This window comes from Serratia sp. CY29653 (assembly GCF_052169255.1).
Lineage (GTDB): Bacteria > Pseudomonadota > Gammaproteobacteria > Enterobacterales > Enterobacteriaceae > Serratia > Serratia sarumanii.
The window spans coordinates 1,393,567-1,416,285 of record NZ_JBJNLC010000001.1 but is presented as its reverse complement, the minus strand read 5'-3'; the positions used below and the strand labels follow the sequence as shown (position 1 = coordinate 1,416,285).

At 60.1% G+C, this 22,719-nt stretch carries 26 protein-coding genes; 11 read left to right on the top strand and 15 right to left on the bottom strand.

The window, feature by feature from the left end; translation table 11 throughout:
* Positions 1-235 precede the first annotated feature (235 nt).
* The 4 genes from ACJ8HN_RS06770 to ACJ8HN_RS06755 all read right to left on the bottom strand — a co-directional run bounded on the left by ACJ8HN_RS06770 (position 236) and on the right by ACJ8HN_RS06755 (position 4,571).
* Positions 236-1,339, bottom strand: a complete 1,104-nt coding sequence (locus ACJ8HN_RS06770) for an alkene reductase (protein WP_033638377.1) — start codon at positions 1,337-1,339, stop codon at positions 236-238.
* An 89-nt stretch (positions 1,340-1,428) separates the two neighbouring features.
* Positions 1,429-2,049, bottom strand: coding sequence for a TetR/AcrR family transcriptional regulator (locus ACJ8HN_RS06765; protein WP_033648177.1), 621 nt, complete (start codon positions 2,047-2,049; stop codon positions 1,429-1,431).
* A gap of 104 nt (positions 2,050-2,153) precedes the next feature.
* Positions 2,154-3,791: a phosphoethanolamine transferase EptA gene (gene eptA / locus ACJ8HN_RS06760; protein ID WP_421085131.1), complete on the bottom strand. Its 1,638-nt coding sequence runs from the start codon at positions 3,789-3,791 to the stop codon at positions 2,154-2,156.
* Positions 3,792-3,929: 138 nt separating this feature from the next.
* Entirely contained in the window at positions 3,930-4,571 is a 642-nt protein-coding gene (locus ACJ8HN_RS06755; protein WP_161726883.1) for an NAD(P)-dependent oxidoreductase, read from the bottom strand.
* Between the two features lie 139 nt (positions 4,572-4,710).
* On the opposite strand from ACJ8HN_RS06755, the gene ACJ8HN_RS06750 reads away from it, so the two are divergent.
* The 3 genes from ACJ8HN_RS06750 (at position 4,711) to ACJ8HN_RS06740 (ending at position 6,899) form a co-directional block, all read left to right on the top strand.
* A complete protein-coding gene (locus ACJ8HN_RS06750) occupies positions 4,711-5,640 on the top strand; it encodes a LysR substrate-binding domain-containing protein (protein WP_187325707.1) in 930 nt (309 codons plus the stop codon).
* Between the two features lie 23 nt (positions 5,641-5,663).
* Positions 5,664-5,903 carry a DUF1289 domain-containing protein gene (locus ACJ8HN_RS06745; RefSeq protein ID WP_015377731.1) on the top strand — a complete coding sequence of 80 codons (240 nt, stop codon included), beginning with the start codon at positions 5,664-5,666 and terminating at the stop codon, positions 5,901-5,903.
* Positions 5,904-6,002: 99 nt separating this feature from the next.
* Positions 6,003-6,899, top strand: coding sequence for an aldo/keto reductase (locus ACJ8HN_RS06740; RefSeq protein WP_442523202.1), 897 nt, complete (start codon positions 6,003-6,005; stop codon positions 6,897-6,899).
* Between the two features lie 61 nt (positions 6,900-6,960).
* On the opposite strand, the gene ACJ8HN_RS06735 is transcribed toward ACJ8HN_RS06740, so the two are convergent.
* Positions 6,961-8,805, bottom strand: a complete 1,845-nt coding sequence (locus ACJ8HN_RS06735) for a polyurethane esterase (protein WP_033654772.1) — start codon at positions 8,803-8,805, stop codon at positions 6,961-6,963.
* Between the two features lie 240 nt (positions 8,806-9,045).
* Here ACJ8HN_RS06735 and sodC point away from each other — a divergent pair, with 240 nt between their 5' ends.
* A complete protein-coding gene (gene sodC / locus ACJ8HN_RS06730; RefSeq protein ID WP_033648185.1) occupies positions 9,046-9,567 on the top strand; it encodes a superoxide dismutase family protein in 522 nt (173 codons plus the stop codon).
* On the opposite strand, the gene ACJ8HN_RS06725 is transcribed toward sodC, so the two are convergent.
* The 3 genes from ACJ8HN_RS06725 to ACJ8HN_RS06715 are packed head-to-tail and all read right to left on the bottom strand — an operon-like array spanning position 9,568 to position 12,705.
* Positions 9,568-11,598, bottom strand: a complete 2,031-nt coding sequence (locus tag ACJ8HN_RS06725; protein WP_060426215.1) for an FUSC family protein — start codon at positions 11,596-11,598, stop codon at positions 9,568-9,570.
* A 3-nt stretch (positions 11,599-11,601) separates the two neighbouring features.
* Positions 11,602-12,465 carry an efflux RND transporter periplasmic adaptor subunit gene (locus tag ACJ8HN_RS06720; protein ID WP_033648187.1) on the bottom strand — a complete coding sequence of 288 codons (864 nt, stop codon included), beginning with the start codon at positions 12,463-12,465 and terminating at the stop codon, positions 11,602-11,604.
* 3 nt (positions 12,466-12,468) lie between these two features.
* Entirely contained in the window at positions 12,469-12,705 is a 237-nt protein-coding gene (locus ACJ8HN_RS06715; RefSeq protein ID WP_049234481.1) for a DUF1656 domain-containing protein, read from the bottom strand.
* Between the two features lie 180 nt (positions 12,706-12,885).
* Here ACJ8HN_RS06715 and slyA point away from each other — a divergent pair, with 180 nt between their 5' ends.
* Positions 12,886-13,317 carry a transcriptional regulator SlyA gene (gene slyA, locus ACJ8HN_RS06710; RefSeq protein ID WP_004931301.1) on the top strand — a complete coding sequence of 144 codons (432 nt, stop codon included), beginning with the start codon at positions 12,886-12,888 and terminating at the stop codon, positions 13,315-13,317.
* A 92-nt stretch (positions 13,318-13,409) separates the two neighbouring features.
* Here the strand turns inward: slyA and ACJ8HN_RS06705 are convergent, their stop codons facing one another.
* A complete protein-coding gene (locus tag ACJ8HN_RS06705; RefSeq protein WP_033638390.1) occupies positions 13,410-13,874 on the bottom strand; it encodes a glycine zipper 2TM domain-containing protein in 465 nt (154 codons plus the stop codon).
* A 358-nt stretch (positions 13,875-14,232) separates the two neighbouring features.
* On the opposite strand from ACJ8HN_RS06705, the gene anmK reads away from it, so the two are divergent.
* The 5 genes from anmK (at position 14,233) to pdxY (ending at position 18,802) form a co-directional block, all read left to right on the top strand.
* Complete coding sequence (gene anmK, locus ACJ8HN_RS06700) at positions 14,233-15,354, top strand: anhydro-N-acetylmuramic acid kinase (RefSeq protein ID WP_033638392.1); 1,122 nt, start codon at positions 14,233-14,235, stop codon at positions 15,352-15,354.
* A gap of 45 nt (positions 15,355-15,399) precedes the next feature.
* Positions 15,400-15,702: an MliC family protein gene (locus ACJ8HN_RS06695; protein ID WP_004931294.1), complete on the top strand. Its 303-nt coding sequence runs from the start codon at positions 15,400-15,402 to the stop codon at positions 15,700-15,702.
* Between the two features lie 89 nt (positions 15,703-15,791).
* Positions 15,792-16,445 (top strand): pyridoxamine 5'-phosphate oxidase, encoded by a 654-nt coding sequence (pdxH, locus tag ACJ8HN_RS06690; protein ID WP_033648477.1) that lies wholly within the window; start codon positions 15,792-15,794, stop codon positions 16,443-16,445.
* Positions 16,446-16,583: 138 nt separating this feature from the next.
* A complete protein-coding gene (tyrS, locus tag ACJ8HN_RS06685) occupies positions 16,584-17,858 on the top strand; it encodes a tyrosine--tRNA ligase (protein WP_033648189.1) in 1,275 nt (424 codons plus the stop codon).
* Positions 17,859-17,941: 83 nt separating this feature from the next.
* Positions 17,942-18,802 carry a pyridoxal kinase PdxY gene (gene pdxY, locus ACJ8HN_RS06680; RefSeq protein WP_442523201.1) on the top strand — a complete coding sequence of 287 codons (861 nt, stop codon included), beginning with the start codon at positions 17,942-17,944 and terminating at the stop codon, positions 18,800-18,802.
* Between the two features lie 39 nt (positions 18,803-18,841).
* On the opposite strand, the gene gstA is transcribed toward pdxY, so the two are convergent.
* The 5 genes from gstA to ACJ8HN_RS06655 form a co-directional block, all read right to left on the bottom strand.
* Positions 18,842-19,447, bottom strand: coding sequence for a glutathione transferase GstA (gene gstA, locus ACJ8HN_RS06675; RefSeq protein ID WP_033638396.1), 606 nt, complete (start codon positions 19,445-19,447; stop codon positions 18,842-18,844).
* 92 nt (positions 19,448-19,539) lie between these two features.
* The gene (gene dapA / locus ACJ8HN_RS06670; protein ID WP_060425717.1) at positions 19,540-20,424 is read right to left on the bottom strand and encodes a 4-hydroxy-tetrahydrodipicolinate synthase; all 885 of its coding nucleotides are present in this window, start codon (positions 20,422-20,424) and stop codon (positions 19,540-19,542) included.
* Positions 20,425-20,529: 105 nt separating this feature from the next.
* A complete protein-coding gene (locus tag ACJ8HN_RS06665; RefSeq protein WP_154610398.1) occupies positions 20,530-20,673 on the bottom strand; it encodes a hypothetical protein in 144 nt (47 codons plus the stop codon).
* 112 nt (positions 20,674-20,785) lie between these two features.
* A complete protein-coding gene (locus tag ACJ8HN_RS06660) occupies positions 20,786-21,049 on the bottom strand; it encodes a DUF3811 domain-containing protein (protein ID WP_004938373.1) in 264 nt (87 codons plus the stop codon).
* A gap of 95 nt (positions 21,050-21,144) precedes the next feature.
* Positions 21,145-21,840 carry an HD domain-containing protein gene (locus tag ACJ8HN_RS06655; protein ID WP_079656471.1) on the bottom strand — a complete coding sequence of 232 codons (696 nt, stop codon included), beginning with the start codon at positions 21,838-21,840 and terminating at the stop codon, positions 21,145-21,147.
* A gap of 201 nt (positions 21,841-22,041) precedes the next feature.
* Here ACJ8HN_RS06655 and ACJ8HN_RS06650 point away from each other — a divergent pair, with 201 nt between their 5' ends.
* Positions 22,042-22,434, top strand: coding sequence for a nuclear transport factor 2 family protein (locus ACJ8HN_RS06650; RefSeq protein ID WP_033638399.1), 393 nt, complete (start codon positions 22,042-22,044; stop codon positions 22,432-22,434).
* Here ACJ8HN_RS06650 and ACJ8HN_RS06645 read toward each other — a convergent pair.
* Positions 22,431-22,700 (bottom strand): hypothetical protein, encoded by a 270-nt coding sequence (locus ACJ8HN_RS06645; RefSeq protein WP_004938382.1) that lies wholly within the window; start codon positions 22,698-22,700, stop codon positions 22,431-22,433. The two genes, ACJ8HN_RS06650 and ACJ8HN_RS06645, sit on opposite strands and share 4 nt — an antisense overlap.
* Positions 22,701-22,719 lie beyond the last annotated feature (19 nt).

Below are 22,719 nucleotides of genomic sequence, written 5' to 3'. Positions count from 1 at the left end.
CGATGTCACGTATTAGTTTTCCGTCAACGGTGTCTAAATATTGATCGAGCGTACCGATCGATACAGAGTAATTGATCTGCACAATCAATTATCTATTCCAGCGGCAATCGTGTAAAAATTGAACGGCAATAGAGAACAACACCAGGGAACACCGGCCCGCCTCGTGCGGGCCTTTTTGCGCGCGGCGCACAAAAAAACGGCCATGCGATTGCGTGGCCGTTGGGGTCAGGAAGGGTTACTTCGCCAGAAACGGATAGTCGGTATAGCCTTCGGCGCCGCCGCCGTAGAAGGTTTCCGGCTTAGGTTCGTTCAGCGGAGCGTGCTGACGGAAACGCTCTACCAGATCCGGGTTGGCGATGTAGCTGCGGCCGAAGGCCACCGCGTCGATGAAGCCTTTTTCGATCAACGCTTCGGCTTTCTCGGCGGTGTAGGCACCGGCGCCGACGATCACCCCGTTAAAGTGGGCGCGCACCGAGTCGCGGAAGGCGTCGGAATACGGTTTGCCGCCGGCCCAGTCCGGTTCGGAGATGTGCAGGTAAGCGATGTTGCGCTTATTCAGCTCTTCCACCAGATACAGCGCCGCTTCTTCCTGATCTTCACCGTTGTCCAGCCCGTTGAACGGCCCCAGCGGCGAGATGCGGATGCCGATGTGTTCGGAACCCCATTCGGCGATGGTGGCGTCGACCACTTCCAGCGTCAGGCGAGTGCGATTCTCGATGCTGCCGCCGTATTGATCGGTACGTTGGTTGGAGGCCGGTGACATGAATTGATGCAGCAAATAGCCGTGCGCAGCATGCAATTCGATGAAGTCGAAGCCGGCTTCCCGCGCGTTGGCGGTCGCCTGGCGGAAATCGTTGACGATGCCCGGGATCTCGCTGGTTTCGAGCGCACGCGGCGTGGAGGTCGGCACGCGCACCCAGGCGCCGGTTTCATCACGCACGGTGGTGCGGGTTTCGGCGTTGATTGCCGAAGGGGCGACCGGTGCTTGCCCGCCCGGCTGCAGGCTGGCGTGGGAGATGCGGCCTACGTGCCACAGCTGCACGGCAATATGGCCGTTGTTGTCATGCACTGCCTGCGTGATGTTTTTCCATGCGGCGATCTGCTCCGGCGTATGCAACCCCGGCGCGCCGGCGTAGCCTTTCGCCTGGAAGGAAACCTGGGTCGCTTCGGTCACGATCAGGCCGGCGCTGGCGCGCTGTGCATAATATTCCGCCATCAGCGGCGTAGGAATGTCGCCCGGCTCGATGCTGCGCAAACGCGTCAGCGGAGCCATAAACACGCGGTTGGGCAGGGTGATGGCGCCAACCTTCAGCGGAGAGAGCAATTTTTCAGTCTTCATAGTGCATCCTGTATTTAATAGACCGGTCGTCTAGTAATGGGCGATAAAAAACCACGAACTGCATTTTCAATAAAAAGAAATTGTTACCGTTACGCTTGCGGCGGGCGCAGCAGCAACTCGATGCTTTCCAGCGCGCTGGTTAACGGCGCCAGCGAGTGGCGGATCTTGGCGCGCAGCGAGGCACCGAGCCACAGTGAATACAGCGTTTCTGCGGTCGCCGCGGGGCTCATGGCCACCGATAGCGAGCCCTCGGCGATACCGCGCTCGATGGCCTCCTGCAGGTGGCCGATCACGCGAGCGGTGCCCGTTTCCAGCGCATGACGCATCGGTTCCGACAGATCGCTCACCTCGGCGGAAAGCTTCACCGCCAGGCAGGCGTTGTGGCATTCGCTGCGGCAGTGGTAGCTGATGGCCTGAGCGTAATAGCCGAGCAGCTGGTGGCGGGCATCGCCGCGTCTGTCGGCAAACAGCGCCTGCATTTGTGCATCATAATGGGCGAAATAGCGTTGCAGCATCGCTTCGCCGAAGGCTTCCTTCGAGCGAAAATAGTGGTAGAACGAGCCTTTCGGCACGCCCGCAGTGGCCAGCAGTTCGCTCAGCCCCATGCCGGTAAAGCCCAGGCGCAGGCTGAGGGTTTCGCCGGTGGCGAGCAGATGTTCACGTGTGTCCACGTTGCAATGCGTTGATTTGGTCATCATGGTGCCGAGCATAATAGACCGATTGGTCTAGGTCAATGGGAATAAAAAAAACCGGCGCACAAAACGCCGGTTGTCTGCAAACTATTGTGCCCCAGCGGCACGCGGAAGTTAAGCCCTTACGCCGCGTTGCGGCAACGCTGCAGGATATCCAGCCGGGATTGATATTCGCGGGTCTGTACGTTCAGCATGCCCAGCAGGGTGTGGAACAGGTTGTCCTGCGACACGTCGCCCTTTTCCGCCAGCGCGTTCAGGCACTGGCGATCGATGCCGAAATTGCGCTGATAGTCGGCCGACATCCACATCAGGAAAGGCACGTGCGTCTGCTGGCTCGGCGCGAAGACATAGGGCGTGCCGTGCAGATACATGCCGTTTTCCCCCAGCGATTCGCCGTGATCGGACAAATAGACCAGCGCGGTATTGAACCGGTCGTCATACTGCCGCAGCAGCTTGATGGTGGCATCGAGCATCGCGTCGGTATACAGGATGGAGTTGTCGTAGGTGTTCACCAGCTGTTCATGGCTGCAGTCCTGGATCTGATTGCTGTTGCAGGTCGGCGAAAATGTCTGGAATTCTGGCGTGCTGCGGCGGTAGTAAGCCGGGCCGTGGCTGCCCATCTGGTGCAGCACGATCACGCCGTCGTCTTTCAGGCCATTGATATAGTCGTTCAGCTTGTACAGCAGCGCGTTGTCCATGCAAACCTCGCCGTCGCAGTCCTGCGGCAGTTTCAGCTTGGTCATGTCGATGTGCGGCACCCGGTCGCAGGCGCCTTTGCAGCCGCCGTCGTTATCGCGCCACAGCACGCTGACGCCGGCATGCGCCAGCACGTCGAGCATCCCCTCCTGGTGCGCCGCCTGAGTCGCGTCGTACTCCTTGCGCGGCATGTTGGAGAACATGCAGGGCACGGAGATCGCCGTTTCGGTGCCGCAGGAACTGGCGTTCTTGAAGTAGACCACGTTGTCCTGCTTCAGGCGCGGGTTGGTTTCGCGTTGATAGCCGCCGAGAGAGAAGTTTTCGGCGCGGGCGGTTTCGCCCACCACCAGGATCACCAGCGTTTTCTTGGCCTGCCCGGCGATCAGCGCCCCTTTGCGCGCGTCCTCGCCGATCTTGACCAGCGGCAGATTGCGGGTGAAGTAACGCTGTTCGGTAAACTTGATGGTGCCGGCGACGAAGTTGGAAGGGGTCAACATCTTCACCACGCTTTTATTGTTGCGGATCAGCGAAGCATAGTCTTTGTAGAACAGCGCGGCGACGATCAGGATCACCGCCAGCGACAGCATGACGTTGGCGGCGCGCAGTCCAACCATGTACCACCAGGGGCGAGTCTGGCGAATCTGGGTGAAGCAGACCGCTACCGCCGGCAGAATGCCGAGCAGCGCCAGCCACAATCCCATGCGCGGCGTCAGCAGCGCCGTCGCCTCCTGAGGGTTGGTTTCGAAGGCGTTTTGCATCATGTTGCCGTCGATCACCACACCATAGCTGAACATGAAATAGTTGGCTGCGGCGCTGCCGAGCAAGAAAAAGATGATCAGCGGCTTGCGCAGGTAGGGCACGGTCAACACGCTGAAGATGATATTCAGCGCACAGAAGATCACCACCGGCATGCTGGCAGCGAAAATCACGCTGTGGACGCTATCGAAGGTGATATACGACCAGGCGCGATGCAGGAATAACGCGTTCTGAAACAGAGTGAAGAACAGGGCGGTGGCGAGGGTAAAACCGAGGCTGTTGCACCGTAAGCGTTGACGTAACCACATTGCCGAATCGGGATCCTGAAAGTAGATAATGCTTTGAAATCTACCGGATGAAACTTAAGGAAACCTTAGAAACTCAGAATATTGGCGGCGGAGCCTGCGCGGAAAACGCCAGGCCGGGCGGCCTGGCGGTGGGGCGGTTTAGTAGGCGGCGGTGAATTGCGCGCGAATAAACTGAGGCTTTTCAATTTCATCAACGATAGCGACCGCCAGGTCTTCTACCGAAATGCTGGCCGGCGCTTCGCCGTTCATCAGCAGTTGCGTGGTGCCGAGGCGGAACTGGCCGGTGCGTTTGCCCGGCTCCAGCAGGGCGGCCGGCGAGAGATAGGTCCAGTCGAGCGCCGATTCATTGCGCAGTTTGTTGCGCAGATCGCGCACCGCCTGCGCGCCGGGGCGGATATTTTCCGGGAACTGCGGCGTATCCACCAGTTCAACGCCGGGCGCCACTTCCAGGCTGCCGGCGCCGCCGACCACCAGCAGGCGCTTGACGCCGGCCTGTTCGACCGCGGTGAGGATCTGTTGGGCGCCGCGGAGGGTTTTCTCATACAGGTTGTCTTCGCCCCAGCCGGGGTTGTAGGCGCTGATCGCCGCATCCTGACCGCGCAATTGCCCCGCCAGCCAGGCGGCATCGGCAACGTCGCCCAGCGCGACGGTCAGGTTGGCGTGCTCCGGCAAATCTTTTTTCTGGCGGGCGATTGCCGTCACCTGAATACCGCGAGCCAGCGCTTCATCCACCACGCGGCGGCCAACAAAACCGGTTGCTCCAATAATGGCTACTTTCATCTGCATGCTCCTTCGGGGATAGGTTCAGTATCGTGACGCAGGCCGATGTGCCTGCTGCGTGGTGTTTACTCTAGTCCTTAACAATAGCCGTGATTAGTGCCATATTCATGCTTTCTTGATTAAGTAAAACTTCATAATCGTGGATAAACTCAATCGAATGGCGGTATTCGCCACCGTGGTGGCGGAGGGATCGCTGGCCGGCGCGGCGCGGCGGCTGGGCATGACGCCGTCAGCGGTCAGCCAGCACATGCGCTCGCTGGAGAAGGCGCTTGGGGTGCCGTTGCTGCATCGCTCCACCCGTCGTCTGGCGCTGACCGAGGCCGGGGCGGCGTTCTACCCCGGCTGCGAGGCGATGCTGCAACAGGCGCAGCAGGCGGAGCAGCGGCTGGCGGAATTGCGGGATACGCTGGTGGGCGAGCTGCGCATCGCCACCCCGGTCGGCATCGGCGGCCGATCGCTTGCGGAGGCGCTGGCGCCGCTGTTGCAGGCGCACCCCAAGCTGACGCTGCGGGTGCTGGCGGACGATCGCATCGTCGATATGATAGAGCAGCGGGTCGACATCGCGCTGCGGGCCAACCGTCAACTGGCGGACGCCAATATGATCGCGCATCCGCTGACGGCGTGGCCGATGGTGCTGTGCGCCGCGCCGCGTTATCTCAGCCAGCATGGGGTGCCGGAAAAGCCGCAGGATTTGGTGCAGCACCGCTGGATCTCCAGCGGCTACAGCGGGGCCCATCTGGACTTGCTGCACCAGTCCGGCCAGCAGGTTAAGCTGCGGCTGGCGGAAGGGCAGATCGTCAGCGAGAGCATGAACGTGATGCGCGCCTTTACCCGCGCCGGGCTGGGCATTTCCGTTCAGCCGCTGTATGAAATTGGCGACGAGCTTCAGCGCGGCGAGCTGTTGCTGCTGTTGCCTGAGTGGCGGCCGGCGCCGCTGCGGCTGCATGCGCTGACGCTCGAGCGCAACGTGCCGGAGAAAAGCCGCCAGGCGCTGCGCTATTTGCGCGACTATTTTCGCCGCAATGGCGAAAAGGGACTTGCCAGCGGCGGCGATGGCGTCTTCAATTAGCAAGAGAACGCAGGAGGAGCCCCGTGGCGCAGCAGCTTGAGTTTTTCGACATTCCCAGCCCGTGTCGCGGCATTTGCCAGGCCGACGATCGCGGATTCTGCCGTGGCTGCCTGCGCAGCCGCGAGGAGCGTTTTGGCTGGATGAACATGAGCGACGCGCAAAAGCGCGAGGTGCTGCGCCTGTGTCGTCAACGCTTCCTGCGCCTGCAGCGCGCCAATAAAGCGCCCGACGAGCCGCTGCCGGAGCAGCCGTCGCTGTTTTAACCTTTCCTGATCTGCCGCACGTTCGTGTGGCTTACCGCTTCCCTGTGCCTCACCGGCTTGTGTATGCTGACTGACAACTAATGTCATGAGGTTTTCGCAATGGTAGAACGTATTCGTCTCGCGCCGCAGGGGCCTGAATTTTCCCGCATGATTTGCGGTTACTGGCGGTTGATGGAGTGGGGCATGTCGCCGCAGCAGCTGCTGACGTTCATCGAACAGCATGTCGAACTGGGCGTCACCACCGCCGATCACGCCGATATCTATGGCGGCTATGCCTGCGAACAGGCGTTCGGCGACGCGCTGCGCCTGAAGCCGGCGCTGCGCCAGTCGCTGGAGCTGGTGAGCAAATGCGGCATCGCCACCACCGCCAAGCCCGGTAACCCGATCGGCCACTACATCACCGACCGCGACCATATCGTACAGAGCGCGGAGCAGTCGCTCCGCCATCTGCATACCGACTACCTCGATCTGCTGCTGATCCACCGGCCGGATCCGTTGATGGACGCCGACGACGTGGCCGAAGCCTTTGTTGCGCTGCACAAAAGCGGCAAGGTGCGCCATTTCGGCGTCTCCAACTTTACGCCCGCGCAGTTCCAGCTGCTGCAGTCGCGCCTGCCGTTCTCGCTGGCGACCAATCAGGTGGAGATCTCGCCGATTCACCAACCGGCTATTCTCGACGGCACGCTCGACCAGTGCCAGCAACTGCGCATCAAGCCGATGGCCTGGTCCTGCCTGGGCGGCGGGCGCCTGTTCAACGACGCCGAGTTCCAGCCGTTGCGCGACGAGCTGCAGCGGGTGGCGCAAGAAATCGGCGCCGAGGCCATCGAGCAGGTGGTGTACGCCTGGGTGATGCGCTTGCCGTCGTCGCCGCTGCCGATTATCGGTTCCGGCAAGATTGAGCGGGTGCGTTCGGCGCTGAAGGCGCAGAAACTGGTGCTGAACCGCCAGCAGTGGTTCCGCATTCGCAAGGCGGCGCTGGGGTATGACGTGCCTTAAGGCGGAGTAAAAAAAGAGCAAAGCCGGGCGGCGAAAGCACCCGGCTTTTTTACGTCGATCTTTAGGCCAACACCACCTGATCGGTGTTGAAGTGATCGAGCGAGACGCCGATCAGCGTGACCTGGCTGTGGCCGAAGGCCAGCACCAGATCGTCGTTTTGCTGCGTGGCGTAGTCGCGGATATTCCCGCTGGCGCCTTCGGTGCCGACAAACACCAGCTTATCGGTGGCGTTGAAGCCATACAGCTGATCGCGGCCAAAGTCACCGCTGAACAGGAAGGTATTGCCGTTGCCGACGCCCTTCAGGATGTCATCGCCGCTGCCGCCGACGAAGGTCAGGTTGCCGCCGGCGTGGCCGTTAAGGGTGTCGTTGCCGGCGTTGCCGAACAGCCAGGCGTCGTGGCTGCGAGCCTGCAGGACGTCATCGCCGTCGCCGCCGGCGGTGGCGGCGGCATAGGCTTTGAGGCCAGAGTCCGATTTCAATCCGGCTGCGGTCACCTGATGGTCCACCTGTTTGTTGAAGATAAGCCACGAGGTTTCTTTGCTGCGCAGGGTGCTGATGTCGTCCGCCAGCGTAATGCCGCCTTTGGCGTCGCGCAGGTAAAGCGTGTTGCCGTCGTAGGCGACCTCGGTGTTTTTCAACGCCTGTTGGGTATCGAAGATATTGTGGCCTTTGCCGCCGGCGATCAGGTTATAGCCGCCTGCATCGCGGAAGACATCGTCGCCGTCGCGCCCCTCGAGATAGTCGTTGCCTTTGCCGCCCTTGATCAGATCATTGCCGTCGCTGCCGATGATAAACGTCGGCCCGCTGTGCGTTTCCGCGTTGCGGTTCAGGTCTTCCACCCAGGTATTGCCGCGCGTCACGTTCGACAGGTTGGAGACGATGATGGTCGAGTCTTTGTCGGTCAGCGAATAAAACTCGGAGTTCAGCACCCGCATCAGGCCGTCCTGATAGAAGAACGGCAGGTGCGACAGCCAGGTCGGAATGTTGAGAATGGAAAACGGCAGCAGGTTCCAGGCGTCCGACGCGTAGTGGTCGTTGAAGTTGACGATATTGTTGGTGGCGGAGGCATGGGGCGCATCGTGTACGCCTAACGACGCCCCGGTCAGCGTGGTGCCGTCGAGCGCGCGGAACACCGGATCGTTCTCGTAGCCGATGTTGATCACCTTGCCGCCGGCTTCGTACTGGGTCGGCGAGGCGAAGGCGACATAGTTGGACTGCGCGTAGAAGCCGCCCCAGTTGGCGTCGCTCTGCGCCGCCATGCTGTTGACCGCCAGCCCGCCGAGGCTGTGGCCGCTGACCACCACGTCTTCTCCGCTCAGCCCGTGCGCCTGCGCGAACTTCGCCACGTCGCCCAGCAACTGGCCGAAGGCCTTCAGCGTGTAGCCGTCGGCGTAGCCTTTCGGCCCGAAGCCGGCCAGCAGATCGTTAATCACATCGCCGATGGTATCGCCGATCAACGACTCGCGCGGGCCGCTGGTGCCGCGAAATGAGATGCCAATGGCGGTGAGATTGCCTTCGCTGTCATATTTGCCCAGCACCTCGGCCTGAGCGGTGGTGTAACCGGCGGTCTCGCCGTAGTAGGTGCCGCGCGCATCGGTTTTGCCGGCGTAACCCAGCTGCGCGGCGCTGATCACCGACCAGCCGGCGTTATTCACCGCCTGCTGCGCGGCCTGTTCGGAATCGGGATTCCAGGGAATGCCGGGCAGGCCGCCCTGCGATTGGGTGCTGCCGATGAGCGCAGTGACCAGCGTCAGCGGCAGGCCCAGCCCGAAACCGGTCTGGTGATAGCCTTCATCGAAGCCGTTATCGATATTGTGGTAAGCGTAGGTAGAGATGGCCAAGGCGTCGGAAAATAGCGCTTTCGACGCCTTTTCGTCCAGATCCTTATAGCTAAAGATGCCCATATCAGTTCCTTATGAAGTATGCCGCGGGCCTGTAAGTGGACTCACATGCGTCGGCGGTGGAAACAGGGAAACAACGTTAGCCGAACGACAGCTGGTCAGAGGACCAACATCGGTAGAATTATTATTAGTGTTAAATATTAGGCCCGCGAATCAAATTAGCGAGATTGTGCGTTGGTTAACAGTGCCGGCGCAGGCTCTCCTATACTGATAGCTCGATATAGTCATTAAGGAGACTGATTGATGAAACGTTATTGGTATGCAGCGCTCGGCCTGATGGCGTGTGGTGCGGCTCAGGCGGCGACAACCGACGTCGAGATGCACCTGGTGACCGGGCAGGGGATCGGTCAGGACATCGGCAAGGTGGCCATCAGCGAAACGCCGTACGGCCTGCTGTTCACGCCGAGCCTGAAAGCATTGCCGGCCGGGGTACACGGCTTCCACGTGCATGAGAAAGGCAGTTGCGAGCCGGGCATGAAGGACGGCAAAGCGGTGGCGGCGCTGGCGGCCGGCGGACATTTCGACCCGCAAAAGACCGGAAAACACCTCGGGCCGTATGCCGACGGGCACCTGGGTGACCTTCCGGCCATCTATGTGACCGCCGACGGCATGGCGAACTATCCGGTGTTGGCGCCGCGGCTGAAAAAAATCAGCGACATTGAGGGTAAAGCGCTGATGGTGCACGCCGGCGGCGACAACCATTCGGATCATCCACAACCGCTCGGCGGCGGCGGAGAACGCTTCGCCTGCGGTGTGATCAAGTGATTATCCGCCGCTAACGGCCGGTACGGCGGTGGGCTGGCCCATCGCCTGTTGCAACTGCTGCAGCGAGCAGTAGAGCCGCCAGATCAGGCCGGCCAGATCGCGTGCCGCCTGTTCCGGGTGGTGCGCCAGCGCGTTGCTCATGCGCAGCAACTCCTGCAGCGTGGCGTCCAGCGAACTGTGCTGCACGCCTTTCTCCGTCATGATGCCGCGCAGGCAGTGGATACAGACGTTGCGCACCGCCGAGAGCGGATCGGAACGGGTTTGCCAGTCGCGCAGTTGCCAGACGATATGGCTGCAGTTGAGCAGCACCACGCCCCAGCGCAGCAGCCAGGTGCGAGCGTCCTGATCCTGACTTTGATTGAGCTGGCTGATGCGATGGTAGATCAGCGATTCGAACTGGCTTTCGCTCTGCTGCGGCCGTTTGCTCAACTGATCGATAAAGTCGCGTCGCAGCGCGCGGATAATGCGGCGGCTTTTGCGTTTGTCCGAACTGGGGCGCAGGATCTGAAACGCCAGCCCGGCCAGCAGCACGCCGACGATTTTAGCGATGTTGTCATTGATAAAGGACTGGTAGTCATAGCTCGGCGGATTGCTGACGGTCAGGAACGAGCCCATAAAGACGATCAGCTGCCCCCAGAGCGCGGCATAAGGCGGATTCTGCAGCTTGAGCATCTGCATGGTCACCAGGATCGGGAACAGGAAGGCGCAGAACACCCAGAAGTCGTCAATCTGGATCATCAAACCGAATTTCACCACGAAGCAGGCGACCGAGAGCAGCAGCACCGCCTTGAGCAAGGTGCTGACGCTGTTGATCGGCGAAGGCGTGGAAGAGTAGAGCACGCAGCTGATGGCGGTGAGCGTCAGCGCCGCGCTGCCGGCGTCCCACTGCGTGTTGATCCAGTAGGCGCAGCCGATCACGATGCACAAAAAGGTGCGCAGGCCGTTGTAGGCGGCTTCGTAGCTGTCGGTATGGCGCGCCAGCGAAGTGACGCGCGGCGGTTGGAGATCGCTGACCGCCGTGGCGCTTTCCAACCGCCGCAGCCAGCGGTTGCAGCGCAGGTAAAGCCAACAGAAATCGCGCAGCCGCAGCCAGAAGGCGCGATGGCGGTAGTCCGTAGCCTCTTGCGGGGCGATCTGCTGAAGCAGGCGCGCCAAACGGTATTTGTCGGTGGCGGGATCGCGCAACTCGTCCAGCAGTTGTGTCAGCACCGGCATCAGATTGGCGGGGCGATCCGGCCAGTTCAGCAGCATGCGGCGCAGGCTGGAGATAACGCTGGTCATGCGCAGCTGTTGGTGCAGCAGATAGTTGAGCAGGTTATTTTGCCGCCGCAGCCGGTAGTGGCTCCAGAATGCCTGAATGCGCAGCAGGTTCATGGTCAGGATCTGGCCGATGACCCCTTCGTGCGAGGTGCGCATCTGCGCGGTGATCTCCGGCTGCCACAGCATGGCGGCATGCTCCAGCAGGCGCAGCTGCATGCGCCGCAGCGAGGTCAGCAGGGCTTCGCCGTCCGAGGTGCTGGGCAGGATCATCATCATCAACCCGCCGCATAGAATGCCGGTGATCACTTCGCAAACCCGCGCCTGTGCGATATCGAAGATTTGCTGGGTATCGGTGACGTTGACCGTGCCGAAGGCGATGATGGCGGCGGTATAGCCCGCCAGCGCGAAGGCGTAAGAGACGTTGTTTTGGTAATGGTTGGAGACGTAGGTGCACAGCCCGATCCAGGCGGCGATGAACAGCGTAAACAGCCAGGGATCGTTCAGGCAGTGGCCGGCGATCGCCACCGACGCGGCGGCGCCTACCAGGCTGCCGAAGATGCGGCCGATGCTTTTGCTGATCACGCCGCCGATGGTGGGGAAGCTCACCACCGCGGCGGAGGTAAGCGCCCAATAGGGTTCGTCGAGTTCGAGCACGAAGGCTACCCATAGCGCCAGACACATCGCCAGTGAGTTGCGCAGCGCATAGCGCCATTGGCCGCCGGTCGCCTTACCCCAGGGGGTGCGGTTCCACTCCAAAAAAGGCAGGTTCACACTTTAGTTCCGCTGATGAATCGAAATGGTGCAGGTGGTGCCGGCGACCAGCGTCAAATCGGCGGGCACGTTGAGCAATTTTATCCGTACCGGCACGCGCTGAGCCAAACGCACCCAAGGAACATTAGGCTTAACGTCCATTAATAGATCGTTGCTGCTGTCAACGCTCTGATCGTAAATGGCGCGGCCGATGCTCTCTACTTCCCCCTGTAGCGGCGTGTTGCCGTTATATAAAACGATGTCCGCTTTATTGCCTTCTTTTATATGCTTCAGCTTGGTTTCTTCGAAATAACCGAGCACATAAAACGAATGCACATCCACCAACGCCACCAGCGGCGTACCTGCGTTGGCGTAGTTCCCGACCCGCGCCTGCAGGTTGGTGATATAACCGTCGGTTGGCGCGTAAATTTTGGTTTTGCTCAAATTCCATTTGGCCTGTTCCAGATTGGCCAGGGCGGCTTTATAGGCGGCCTTCATTGCCTGCGCGGCTAAATTTGACTCGTCCAAATCTTCAGCGGAAATAACGTTACGCGCTAAACCGCGGCGGCGGGCAGCCTCGTGGTCCGCTTTGGCCAGATCGGATTGCGCTTTTGCCACCGCGGCCTCGGCATTGTCCAGCGCAATCTGGTAGGGCACCGGGTCGAGGGTAAAAATCAGACTTCCCGCAGGTACGAACTGATTGTCATTCGCGCTTATTTTCTCTAATCTTCCAGAGACTTCAGGGGTGATATTGACGAGTTCGGCGCGCACTTTTCCATCACGGGTCCATGGGGATTGCATATAATAATTCCAGAGCCACCAACCGGCGCAGACGGCAATGGCGCAGACGATCACCGTAGAGAAGTATTTTAATGTTTTATGCTGCATGGGTTACCAACTCGCTAAAATCCATAAGGAACCGCTGACGGTCAGAACGAAAATGGACAGGTCCATCAACATGGGATGCCAGATTTCACCGGAATACATCCAGTCTCTCAGCAGCTGATGAATCAGCAGCCATAAGAGCAGTCCTAGTAAAAAAGCTTTAAATATAGGTGGAAAATAAAGCGATGCTCCCAGGACCAAATCGGGCAAGGGAGATGAGGTGTGTAACCATGATGTATTCACATTAACAATCCCTAAGGGTGAATATGTTGAATATTTGCATAACGATTAAACAATAGCGGCTAAAAATAGTGGCTATTTCCACAATATACATTATATACATTTGTGTTTTTAATGTGAGTTACCCAAAATAGTCTAAGCTCTGGGAGGTAATGTTAGCATGCTAATTATAAGGAGGGGGAAGTGGAGTCAACATTAGGTTCAGATTTAGCACGATTAGTTCGTGTGTGGCGCGCGCTCATCGATCATCGGCTCAAGCCGTTGGAGCTGACCCAAACGCATTGGGTCACGTTGCACAATATCAATCGCTTGCCGCCGGAGCAGTCGCAAATCCAGCTGGCCAAGGCGATCGGTATCGAGCAACCGTCACTGGTCCGTACGCTGGACCAACTGGAGGAGAAAGGGCTGATCACGCGTCACACCTGTGCCAACGATCGCCGCGCGAAGCGCATCAAGCTGACCGAAGCGGCCGATCCGATCATCAGGGAAGTGGACAGTGTGATCACGTCTACGCGCAGTGAGATTTTAAGCGGCATTACCGCCGACGAAGTGCATCTGTTGGTAGGGCTGATTGGCAAGTTAGAACAAAATATCACCGAACTGCAGAACAAATAATAATATTCTTATTTTCTACGATTACAGTTTCACAGCATCAGAAATAAAACCGGAGGCGATTGCCTCCGGTTTGCCGCTTGTCGCCGGCTGGCTTACAGCGGGGAAACGGTGATGGTGTCGCCCATGCGCGCCATGCGCACGCGCTGGCCAGGGCTGAACTTGGTGTCGCCCGCTTTCTGCACCACCACGATGTTCTCTTTCTGGTCGGTTTTGATCTCCAGCTCGTAGCCGGAGGTACGGCCGGCCACTTCACCGATGCTGTTACCTGCCGCGCCGCCGGCGATAGCGCCCGCCGCGGTAGCCAGCGTACGACCGGTGCCGCCGCCAACGGTGTTGCCCAACAGCCCGCCAATCACCGCGCCGCCGATCATCCCCATGGCGTTGGAGCCTTCGCCGCCCTGAATTTTAACCGGACGCACGGAAACCAGCGTCCCGTAGGTGACGTTCTGCACCTGCTTGGCCTGCGAGGACGAGTAGACATCACCGGACATGGATTCATTGGCACAGCCGGCCAGCGTAACGGCGGCGACGGCAACGACGAGAAGACGCTTGATCATACAAAACTCCTGATGGTAGTAGTCCATAACCTGGTAATGCTCCCCAGGCAAGATTCAGTGAAAACGATAGACAAAGTATGGCTGAAAGTTGACACACCGCCATGCTTCATCGCTGCATGCAGCTTAACTTTTCTCTGTTCAACCAATAATAAACCGCGGTTTACCTTTATGACAGCCTTGGCGACATTCCGTCGCCTGTTATGGCACGGTTTAACACATAACCCGTGCCACAGCGGCGTCGGGGGTATCTGGCTCACGAACCGTAAAAAAAGCATCATAATTCATGGCGTTAATCCGGCAATTCTGGTTTATTTGTCAGGATGAATTTTGCTTACCGCGCGGGTTAGAGGATGTTGCTATGAAGTCAGGCCGCTATATAGGCGTCATGTCCGGCACCAGTCTGGACGGAATCGATGTGGTATTGGCCGCGATCGACGATCGCATGGTGGCGCAGCAGGCCAGCTATAGCCATCCGATGCCGATGGCGTTGAAAAAAGAGATCCTGGGCATGTGCCAAGGGCAGCAAACCACGTTGGCCGCCGTCGGCCGGCTGGACGCGCAGCTGGGCACGTTGTTCGGCGAGGCGGTGCTCGGCCTGCTGAAGCAAACCGGCATCGGCGCTGAGCAGATCACCGCCATCGGGTGCCACGGCCAGACGGTGTGGCACGAACCGGAGGGTGACGCGCGTTTCTCGATGCAGCTCGGTGATAACAACCGCATCGCCGCGCTGACCGATATCACTACCGTCGGCGATTTCCGCCGGCGCGACATGGCCTACGGCGGGCAGGGCGCGCCGCTGGTGCCGGCGTTTCATCAGGCGCTGCTGGGGCATCCCGTCGAGCGGCGCATGGTGCTGAACGTCGGCGGCATCGCCAACCTTTCTCTGCTGTTGCCCGGTACGCCGGTGCGCGGTTTCGATACCGGGCCGGGCAACATGCTGATGGACGCCTGGGTATGGCGCCACCGCGCGCAGCCTTACGATCAGGACGGCGGCTGGGCGATGCAGGGGCGAGTCTGCTTGCCGCTGTTGCAGCAGATGCTGGCGGATCCGTACTTCGCGCTGCCGGCGCCGAAAAGCACCGGCCGCGAGTATTTCAATATCGCCTGGCTGGAGCGGCAGCTGGCCGGATTGCCGGCGATTGCGCCGGTCGACGTGCAGGCCACGCTCACGGAGCTGACCGCGGTCAGCATCAGCGAGCAGGTATTGCTGGCCGGCGGGTGCGAGCGCCTGTTGGTCTGCGGCGGCGGGGCGCGCAACACGCTGCTGATGGCGCGCCTGTCGGCGCTGCTGCCGGGCACGGAGGTCGGGCTGACCGACGATTTTGGCGTCAGCGGCGACGACATGGAGGCGCTGGCCTTTGCCTGGCTGGCCTTCCGCACGCTGTCCGGCCAGGCCGGCAATCTGCCTTCGGTGACCGGCGCCAGCCGTGAAACGGTGTTGGGTGGGATTTATCCGGTTTTGCCATTGGGGGCCCGTTAGCTCTGTTAGGATAGCCTGTGAAGGATTTTTCTAAGGAGCAACAGCATGAAAAAAGTCATTTTCGTCGCCGGCGCGCTGGCGCTGTCCGGCTGCAGCTACATCCTGCCGCAAAGCAGCCAGACGATGCACTACCAGTGCGGCACCACGCCGCTGACGGTGGCGCTTGACGGCAAGGCGAGCGAAGTCAGCCTGCTGATGGACGGCGAACAGCTGCATCTCAAGCAGGTGCTGGCGTTGACCGGCGCCAAATACAGCGACGGCAAATACACTTTTTGGTCGAAAGACCGTAACGCCTATCTTGAGCGCAACGGCAAGGTAGTCATGAGCGACTGCGTGTTGACGGAGTGAAGGTCGACGGCGGCGTCGGAGCGATTGAGTTCCTGACGCCGCAGGCGCAGAATGTAACGACGGATTTTTTCAGTTGGTCGATAACCCAGATGATTGAAAAGAGTGAGTTTGATGTTGCGGACCTGCGCCGTGAATACACCCGAGGCGGCCTGCGCCGCAACGATCTTACCGCCAACCCGCTCGAACTGTTCGAGCGTTGGTTGAAACAGGCCTGCGACGCGCGCCTGGCCGATCCCACCGCCATGTGCGTCGCGACCGTCGACGAACACGGCCAGCCTTATCAACGCATCGTGCTGCTGAAGCACTTCGATGAGCAGGGGCTGGTGTTCTACACCAACCTCGGCAGCCGCAAGGCGCAGCAGCTGGCGCATAACCCGCATATCAGCCTGCTGTTCCCCTGGCACATGCTCGATCGCCAGGTGATTTTCCTCGGGCAGGCGGAGCGCCTGTCGACCCTAGAAGTGCTGAAGTATTTCAACAGCCGGCCGAAAGACAGCCAGATCGGCGCCTGGGTGTCGCAGCAGTCGTCACGCATTTCCGCGCGCGGCGTACTGGAAAGCAAATTCCTTGAGCTGAAGCAGAAGTTCCAGCAGGGCGAGGTGCCGTTGCCGAGTTTCTGGGGCGGATTCCGCGTGAAATTTGACTCCGTCGAGTTCTGGCAGGGCGGCGCCCATCGCCTGCATGACCGTTTCCTGTATCAGCGGGACGGGAATGACTGGAAAATTGACCGACTGGCACCCTGAAGACGGAAAATCCCCTCTAAGCGCTGGTGCTGACGCCGCCGGCGCTTTATTCTATGCGCTACCCTGAATTTTTATTTCGCCACTGGGCGAAAGGCCGTGTACCGGCAAAGGTGCATTCGTTTATACATGGAGTCATTGATGGCAAGCAGCAACTTGATTAAACAACTGCAAGAGCGGGGCCTCGTTGCCCAGGTTACGGATGAGGAAGCGTTAGCGGAGCGACTGGCGCAAGGGCCAATTGCACTGTATTGCGGTTTCGATCCGACCGCTGACAGCTTGCATTTGGGCCATCTGGTTCCTCTGTTGTGCCTGAAGCGCTTCCAGCTGGCCGGCCACAAGCCGGTAGCACTGGTGGGCGGCGCCACTGGCCTCATCGGCGATCCGAGCTTCAAAGCGGCGGAGCGCAAGCTGAACACCACCGATACGGTGAACGAGTGGGTCGAGAAGATCCGCAAGCAGGTTTCCCCGTTCCTCGATTTCGACTGCGGCAGCAACAGCGCTATCGCGGCCAACAACTACGACTGGTTCGGCGGCATGAACGTGCTGACCTTCCTGCGTGACATCGGCAAGCACTTTTCCGTCAACCAGATGATCAACAAGGAAGCGGTCAAGCAGCGCCTGAATCGCGACGACTCCGGCATCTCCTTCACCGAGTTCTCTTATAACCTGCTGCAGGGCTACGATTTCTCCGAGCTGTATAACCGCCACCAGGTGGAGCTGCAGATCGGCGGTTCCGATCAGTGGGGCAACATCACCTCAGGCATCGATCTGACGCGTCGTCAGCACCAGAAGCAGGTGTTCGGCCTGACCGTGCCGTTGATCACCAAAGCAGACGGCACCAAGTTCGGTAAAACCGAAGGCGGCGCGGTCTGGCTGGCGCCGGAAAAAACCAGCCCGTACAAGTTCTACCAGTTCTGGATCAACACCGCCGACGCCGACGTTTACCGTTTCCTGAAGTTCTTCACCTTCATGAGCCTGGAAGACATCAACGCGCTGGAGGAAGAAGACAAGAACAGCGGCAAGGCGCCGCGCGCCCAGTACGTGCTGGCGGAAGAAGTGACCGGCATGGTGCACGGTGCGGAAGGCCTGGCGGCCGCCAAGCGCATCACTCAGAGCCTGTTCTCCGGCGCGCTGCACGACATGACCGAAGCGGACTTCGCCCAACTGGCGCAGGACGGCATGCCGACCATTAAACTGGAGCGCGACGCCGATCTGCAGCAGGCGCTGGTGAATGCCGAACTGGTGCCGTCACGCGGCCAGGCGCGCACCATGATCGGCTCCAACGCGGTGACCATCAACGGCGAGAAACAATCGGATGCCGAATACCGCTTCAGCGATGCGGACCGTCTGTTCGGCCGCTACACGCTGCTGCGCCGCGGCAAGAAACACTACTGCCTGGTGGATTGGCAGTAACGAATAATGACGGTAAGGGGCCCTGGTGGCCCCTTTATTTTTGCGCAGCCGCCCGGCTGCGGTATTCCGAACGAGTTCTGTCGATGAAAAACATTCTTTCTATCCAGTCGCACGTGGTGTTTGGTCACGCCGGCAACAGTGCGGCTGAATTCCCGATGCGCCGCATGGGCGTCAATGTCTGGCCGCTGAACACGGTGCAGTTCTCCAACCATACGCAATACGGCCAGTGGACCGGCTGCGTCATGCCTGCCAGCCACCTGACCGAGATCGCGCAGGGTATTGCCAATATCGAGCAACTGCAACGCTGTGATGCGGTGCTGAGCGGTTATATCGGTTCGCCGGAGCAGGGCGACCATATTCTGGAGATCGTGCGTCAGGTTAAGCAGGCGAACCCGAACGCCTGGTATTTCTGCGATCCGGTGATGGGGCATCCGGAAAAGGGCTGCATCGTGGCGCCGGGCGTGGCCGAGTTTCACTGCCGCCAGGCGCTGCCGTGCAGCGACATGGTGGCGCCGAACCTGCTGGAGTTGGAGATGCTGAGCCAGATGGCCGTCGCCAACGTGGCCGATGCGGTGCAGGCCGCCCGCGTGCTGATCGCCAAGGGGCCGCGGCTGGTGCTGGTCAAGCACCTGGCCCGCGCCGGCTATCACGCCGACTGCTTCGAAATGCTGCTGGTGACGACGGACGAGGCCTGGCACATCAGCCGGCCGCTGGTGGACTTCGGCGCGCGTCAACCGGTCGGCGTCGGTGATTTGACCAGCGGTCTGCTGCTGGTGGATCTGCTGAAGGGCGAGGCGCTGGACAAAGCGCTGGAGCACGTGACCGCCGCCGTGTATGAGGTGATGCTGACCACGCAGGAGATGGGCGAATACGAACTGCAGGTGGTGGCGGCGCAGGATCGGATCGTGCAGCCGCTCAGCGAATTCAAAGCGGTAAAGCTGTAAGTGCATCGAGCCCCGGCGACAGCCGCCGGGGCTGAAACTTTACTTCAATCCTTCGGCGTTCAGCGCCGCATCTACCGCCGGGCGCGCCGCAACGCGATCGAACCAGGCCGCCAGATGGGCGTGCTTGCGCACGTCGAACTGCAGGGCGAACGCCCAACGCAACACGGTGAACAGGTAGGCGTCGGCTACGCTGAAACGGCTTCCCAACAGGAAGTGCTGCTTCGCCAGCACCGAATCCAGATAGCTGAACTGCTGCTCCAGCTTGGCGCGCGCGATGGTTTGGTATTCCTCGGGCGTTTTCGGGTTGAACAGCGGGCTGAACCCTTTGTGCAGTTCGGTGGCGATGTAGTTCAGCCATTCGATCGCGTGGTAGCGCGACAGGGTGCCCGCTGCCGGGATCAGGTTGCGATCGGGCACGCGGTCCGCCAGGTATTGCACGATCGCCACGCCTTCGGTCAGCAGGCTGCCGTCATCCAGCAGCAGCGCCGGTACCTGTCCCTTGGGGTTGATGGCGAGGTAATCGGCGCCGCTCTCGGTCTTCTTCTGCGCCAGATCGACCTTCTCCGCCGTAAAATCCAGCCCTGCCTCACGCAGCACGATATGCGGGGACAGCGAACAGGCGCCGGCTTTATAGAACAGTTTCATCGGAAGCTCCTTGTTGATGACGAATGACGGGCATGCTTAACCTCTCATCGTAGTCCCATAGCGCCAAAATTACAGCGGCTTAGCTAACAAATTTAACCGATGATCGCCTCGGCGGGCTGCAGCTGCGCCAGCGTTCCGGCGATCTGCTGTTGCAACGCCTGCGGCGCTACCTGCATCGGCGAGCGCAGCTCGTTGGCGATCAGCCCCTGCTGAGCCAGCACCGTCTTGACCGGCGCCGGATTCGGGAAGCTGAACATCTGGTGGATCATCGGCAGCAGCTCATAGAAGTTGCTGCGCGCCGCGGCCAAATCGCCGGCGGCGACCTGCTGCACCAGCTGCACGAAACGTTCCGGGTGAACATGCGCGGCGGCGGAGATGGCGCCGGTGCCGCCGAGGCACAGCGTGGTGAGGATCAGATTGTCTTCCCCGGTCATCACATCGATTTCGCCGTCGGCGATCAGCGCCATGGTGGCGTCAGGATTGCCGCCGCAGTCCTTGATGGCGGTGATGCGCGGATGGCGCGCGAGCCGGCGCAATGTGGCCAGCTCCATGGCGATGCCGGTGCGCTGCGGAATGTTGTACAGGATCACCGGCACGCTGGAGGCGTCGGCCAACTGGGTGAAATAATCGATCAGGCCGCATTGCGAAGGGCGAATGTAGTAAGGTGCCGGGATCAGCACGCCGGCGATGTCGCGCAGCTGAATGGCCTGCTGCATCTGCAGCGTGGCGGCCATGTTATTGCCGGAAAGGCCCATCACGACCTGGTGTGCGGGCGCCACTTCCAGCACGGCGTCGAGTACCGCCAGCTGTTCTTCTTTGCTCAGCGCGGCGGCTTCACCGGTGGAGCCGCAGACCACCAGGCCATTGATGCCGGCGTCGAGCAGGTGCCGCGCCAGGCGTTTCACCGCCGGCAAATCGACGGCATCGTGATTGAAAGGGGTAACCATCGCCACCCAAATACCCGAAAATGAGGCCATAAAATATTCCTTCTGTGTGACCGACAGAGAAGCCAGATGAGAAAATTGAAGGCGGGGCGTTGCGCGCCATCCAGTCAGCTCATCTGACGGGACAGCTCGCCCCGGTCAAATGAGCGTCTGTTTCTTCGATTTAACCGCCGCCAAACCGCCAACGGGCAACGCGGGCGTCATCAGCATGTCAGCGTTGCGTGGGTAGGCCATGGCGGTCTCGTGAAAAGGGAAAGTGGGGTGATAATGAATATTCTTCATCAGGCTGTCAATTTACAACAGATTGATAACATTGTTATTCATGATTCGGTAGCGAGGATGAGTTTGGCTAATAAATAAAAATCCCCGCAGCGGCGGGGAGAGTTTGGCCGGCTCAGCGCGGCGGGCGGGAGCCGATGGTGGCGGACCAACTGAAGGTGTCGCCGCTCGGCCGATAGCGGTTGGCCTTGCGTTCTGCACGCTCCGCCTTGGCGAGCTTCGCTCTGGCGGCCATGATGCGCGCCACCACTTCATCCTTGACCTTGTGCTGTTCGGCGTTGGTCAGCGGCCTGCCGTGGCTCTTGCGCGCCTTGTCCAGTTCGGTTTTCACTTCCCGCTGTTCGCTTTCCGTCATCTCTTTCAACGTCAACTTTTTCATCTTTGCCGCCCGTTCGGTGAAGTTGACCTACAGTTTAGCGGCGTTATGTGACCGAAAATGTTATGGGCATAACGAAAATGCCTGGTAAGCCGGCATTACACCTCTTCCAGCAGATCGTCGACAAAGCGCCGCATGCGTTCGGTGCGCTGCTCGGCCATGTGCCGCCCGGCAGCGGTCTGGAAGCCGTCTTGCAGTTTGAACAGCTTGGTTTCGAAGTGATCCAGGCTGAAACGCTTGTCGTCGTATTGGCGATGTTCGGCCCGCGGGTCGGCGGCGTCGTACAGCGCGCTGCGCATGCGGCCGCCGATATAGAAGCAGCGCGCCACGCCGATCAGGCCGATGGCGTCGAGGCGATCGGCATCCTGCAGGATCTTCGCCTCCAGCGTTTGCGGGGGGATGCCGGCGGAAAAACTGTGCGCTTCGATGGCGTGAGCAACCGCCGCGATATCCGCCGGCGCCCATTCCAGCCGGGTCAGCGTCAGCGTGGCTTGCTCCGCCGCCATGCGTGAGGCCAGATGGCGCTGCGGCGAATTCTTTTCCACCGCGACGGCGTCGTGCAGCAGCACCGCCGCACAGAGAATGCGCCGGTCGCCGCCTTCCAGCTTGCTGATCCGGCGGCAGTTCTTCCAGACCCGGTGCAGATGCGCCACGTCATGCGAACCGTCGTCCGACTCGAGGGTGAGCGGCAACAGCGTTTGCGCCAGCGCCTGGTAGGGGGAAAAAGGTTGTAACAGCTCTTGCGTCAGCGAGGGTAAAGACACGTTCAGCTCCTGTTGGGGGAAATCGGTCAATCAGCATAGCCGCGCCGGATGCCGGGAGAATGACAGCAAAACGGCTATTGTTTACTAAAGTGCAACCCACTATTGTCATAACTGCGGTTTTTGCAGCGAAACAAGCAACCTAGAATAGCCGCATTCCGCCGTCTCCGCTTGGTGAGAGCCTGTGTCCGCGGAGATGGCCGGAATATCCTCATCAGCCATGGGAGAAGAGATATGCCAACCCCTCTTGAAATAGTGCGCGCAACCTATGAAGGCAGCTCCGAAGAAAACGGCCGTAATCTGCTGGCGGCGCTGGCCCCCGATGCCGAGTGGACCGAAGCCGCCGGTTTCCCCTACGCCGGTACCTATATCGGCCCGGAAAATATCATCAAGAACGTGCATCAGCGCCTGGGCAGCGAATGGCAAGGTTACCGCGCCGACGTCGACCACTTTTACGACGCCGGCGACAATGTGATCGCGCAAGGTTTTTATCACGGTACCTATCGGGCCACCGGCAAATCTTTCAGCGCCTCCTTTGCGCATATTTATACGCTGCGCGGCGGCAAAATCGTGAAGTTCGTGCAGATCGTCGACAGCGCCAAAGTGCTGGAAGCGATGCAGCCTTAATCGCCGCTGCGCTTGCCGAATTTGCGGTCGAACTCGCGCCGGTAACCCCGGGCCTTGTTGCGATCGCGGATCCACAGATAGCCGCACACCAGCGCAACCGCTCCCGAGAAGGTGACGTTGCGCATATCCCGGTCATACCAAAACACCAACAGCGCATCCAGCGCCGCAATCAGCGCGATCCATTTATACATATGGGATTGACGCCGCGTGGCGGCGTTGAGTCGCTTTAACTGTCTGGCTTCGTCCAACACCGGTTTTTGCTGCATAGCGTTTCGTTATCATCAG

What these genes read in the sequence shown, in the direction of transcription:
- ACJ8HN_RS06765 (WP_033648177.1), bottom strand. Translation starts at nt 2,049, where the DNA reads ATGCTCGGCACCATGATGACCAAATCAACGCATTGCAACGTGGACACA.
- pdxH (WP_033648477.1), top strand. Translation starts at nt 15,792, where the DNA reads ATGATTGAAAAGAGTGAGTTTGATGTTGCGGACCTGCGCCGTGAATAC.
- ACJ8HN_RS06755 (WP_161726883.1), bottom strand. Translation starts at nt 4,571, where the DNA reads ATGAAAGTAGCCATTATTGGAGCAACCGGTTTTGTTGGCCGCCGCGTG.
- ACJ8HN_RS06705 (WP_033638390.1), bottom strand. Translation starts at nt 13,874, where the DNA reads ATGATCAAGCGTCTTCTCGTCGTTGCCGTCGCCGCCGTTACGCTGGCC.
- ACJ8HN_RS06665 (WP_154610398.1), bottom strand. Translation starts at nt 20,673, where the DNA reads ATGAAGAATATTCATTATCACCCCACTTTCCCTTTTCACGAGACCGCC.
- ACJ8HN_RS06645 (WP_004938382.1), bottom strand. Translation starts at nt 22,700, where the DNA reads ATGCAGCAAAAACCGGTGTTGGACGAAGCCAGACAGTTAAAGCGACTC.
- ACJ8HN_RS06650 (WP_033638399.1), top strand. Translation starts at nt 22,042, where the DNA reads ATGCCAACCCCTCTTGAAATAGTGCGCGCAACCTATGAAGGCAGCTCC.
- ACJ8HN_RS06735 (WP_033654772.1), bottom strand. Translation starts at nt 8,805, where the DNA reads ATGGGCATCTTTAGCTATAAGGATCTGGACGAAAAGGCGTCGAAAGCG.
- tyrS (WP_033648189.1), top strand. Translation starts at nt 16,584, where the DNA reads ATGGCAAGCAGCAACTTGATTAAACAACTGCAAGAGCGGGGCCTCGTT.
- sodC (WP_033648185.1), top strand. Translation starts at nt 9,046, where the DNA reads ATGAAACGTTATTGGTATGCAGCGCTCGGCCTGATGGCGTGTGGTGCG.
- ACJ8HN_RS06770 (WP_033638377.1), bottom strand. Translation starts at nt 1,339, where the DNA reads ATGAAGACTGAAAAATTGCTCTCTCCGCTGAAGGTTGGCGCCATCACC.
- ACJ8HN_RS06660 (WP_004938373.1), bottom strand. Translation starts at nt 21,049, where the DNA reads ATGAAAAAGTTGACGTTGAAAGAGATGACGGAAAGCGAACAGCGGGAA.
- dapA (WP_060425717.1), bottom strand. Translation starts at nt 20,424, where the DNA reads ATGGCCTCATTTTCGGGTATTTGGGTGGCGATGGTTACCCCTTTCAAT.
- gstA (WP_033638396.1), bottom strand. Translation starts at nt 19,447, where the DNA reads ATGAAACTGTTCTATAAAGCCGGCGCCTGTTCGCTGTCCCCGCATATC.
- ACJ8HN_RS06720 (WP_033648187.1), bottom strand. Translation starts at nt 12,465, where the DNA reads ATGCAGCATAAAACATTAAAATACTTCTCTACGGTGATCGTCTGCGCC.
- ACJ8HN_RS06695 (WP_004931294.1), top strand. Translation starts at nt 15,400, where the DNA reads ATGAAAAAAGTCATTTTCGTCGCCGGCGCGCTGGCGCTGTCCGGCTGC.
- ACJ8HN_RS06740 (WP_442523202.1), top strand. Translation starts at nt 6,003, where the DNA reads ATGGTAGAACGTATTCGTCTCGCGCCGCAGGGGCCTGAATTTTCCCGC.
- pdxY (WP_442523201.1), top strand. Translation starts at nt 17,942, where the DNA reads ATGAAAAACATTCTTTCTATCCAGTCGCACGTGGTGTTTGGTCACGCC.
- anmK (WP_033638392.1), top strand. Translation starts at nt 14,233, where the DNA reads ATGAAGTCAGGCCGCTATATAGGCGTCATGTCCGGCACCAGTCTGGAC.
- eptA (WP_421085131.1), bottom strand. Translation starts at nt 3,791, where the DNA reads ATGTGGTTACGTCAACGCTTACGGTGCAACAGCCTCGGTTTTACCCTC.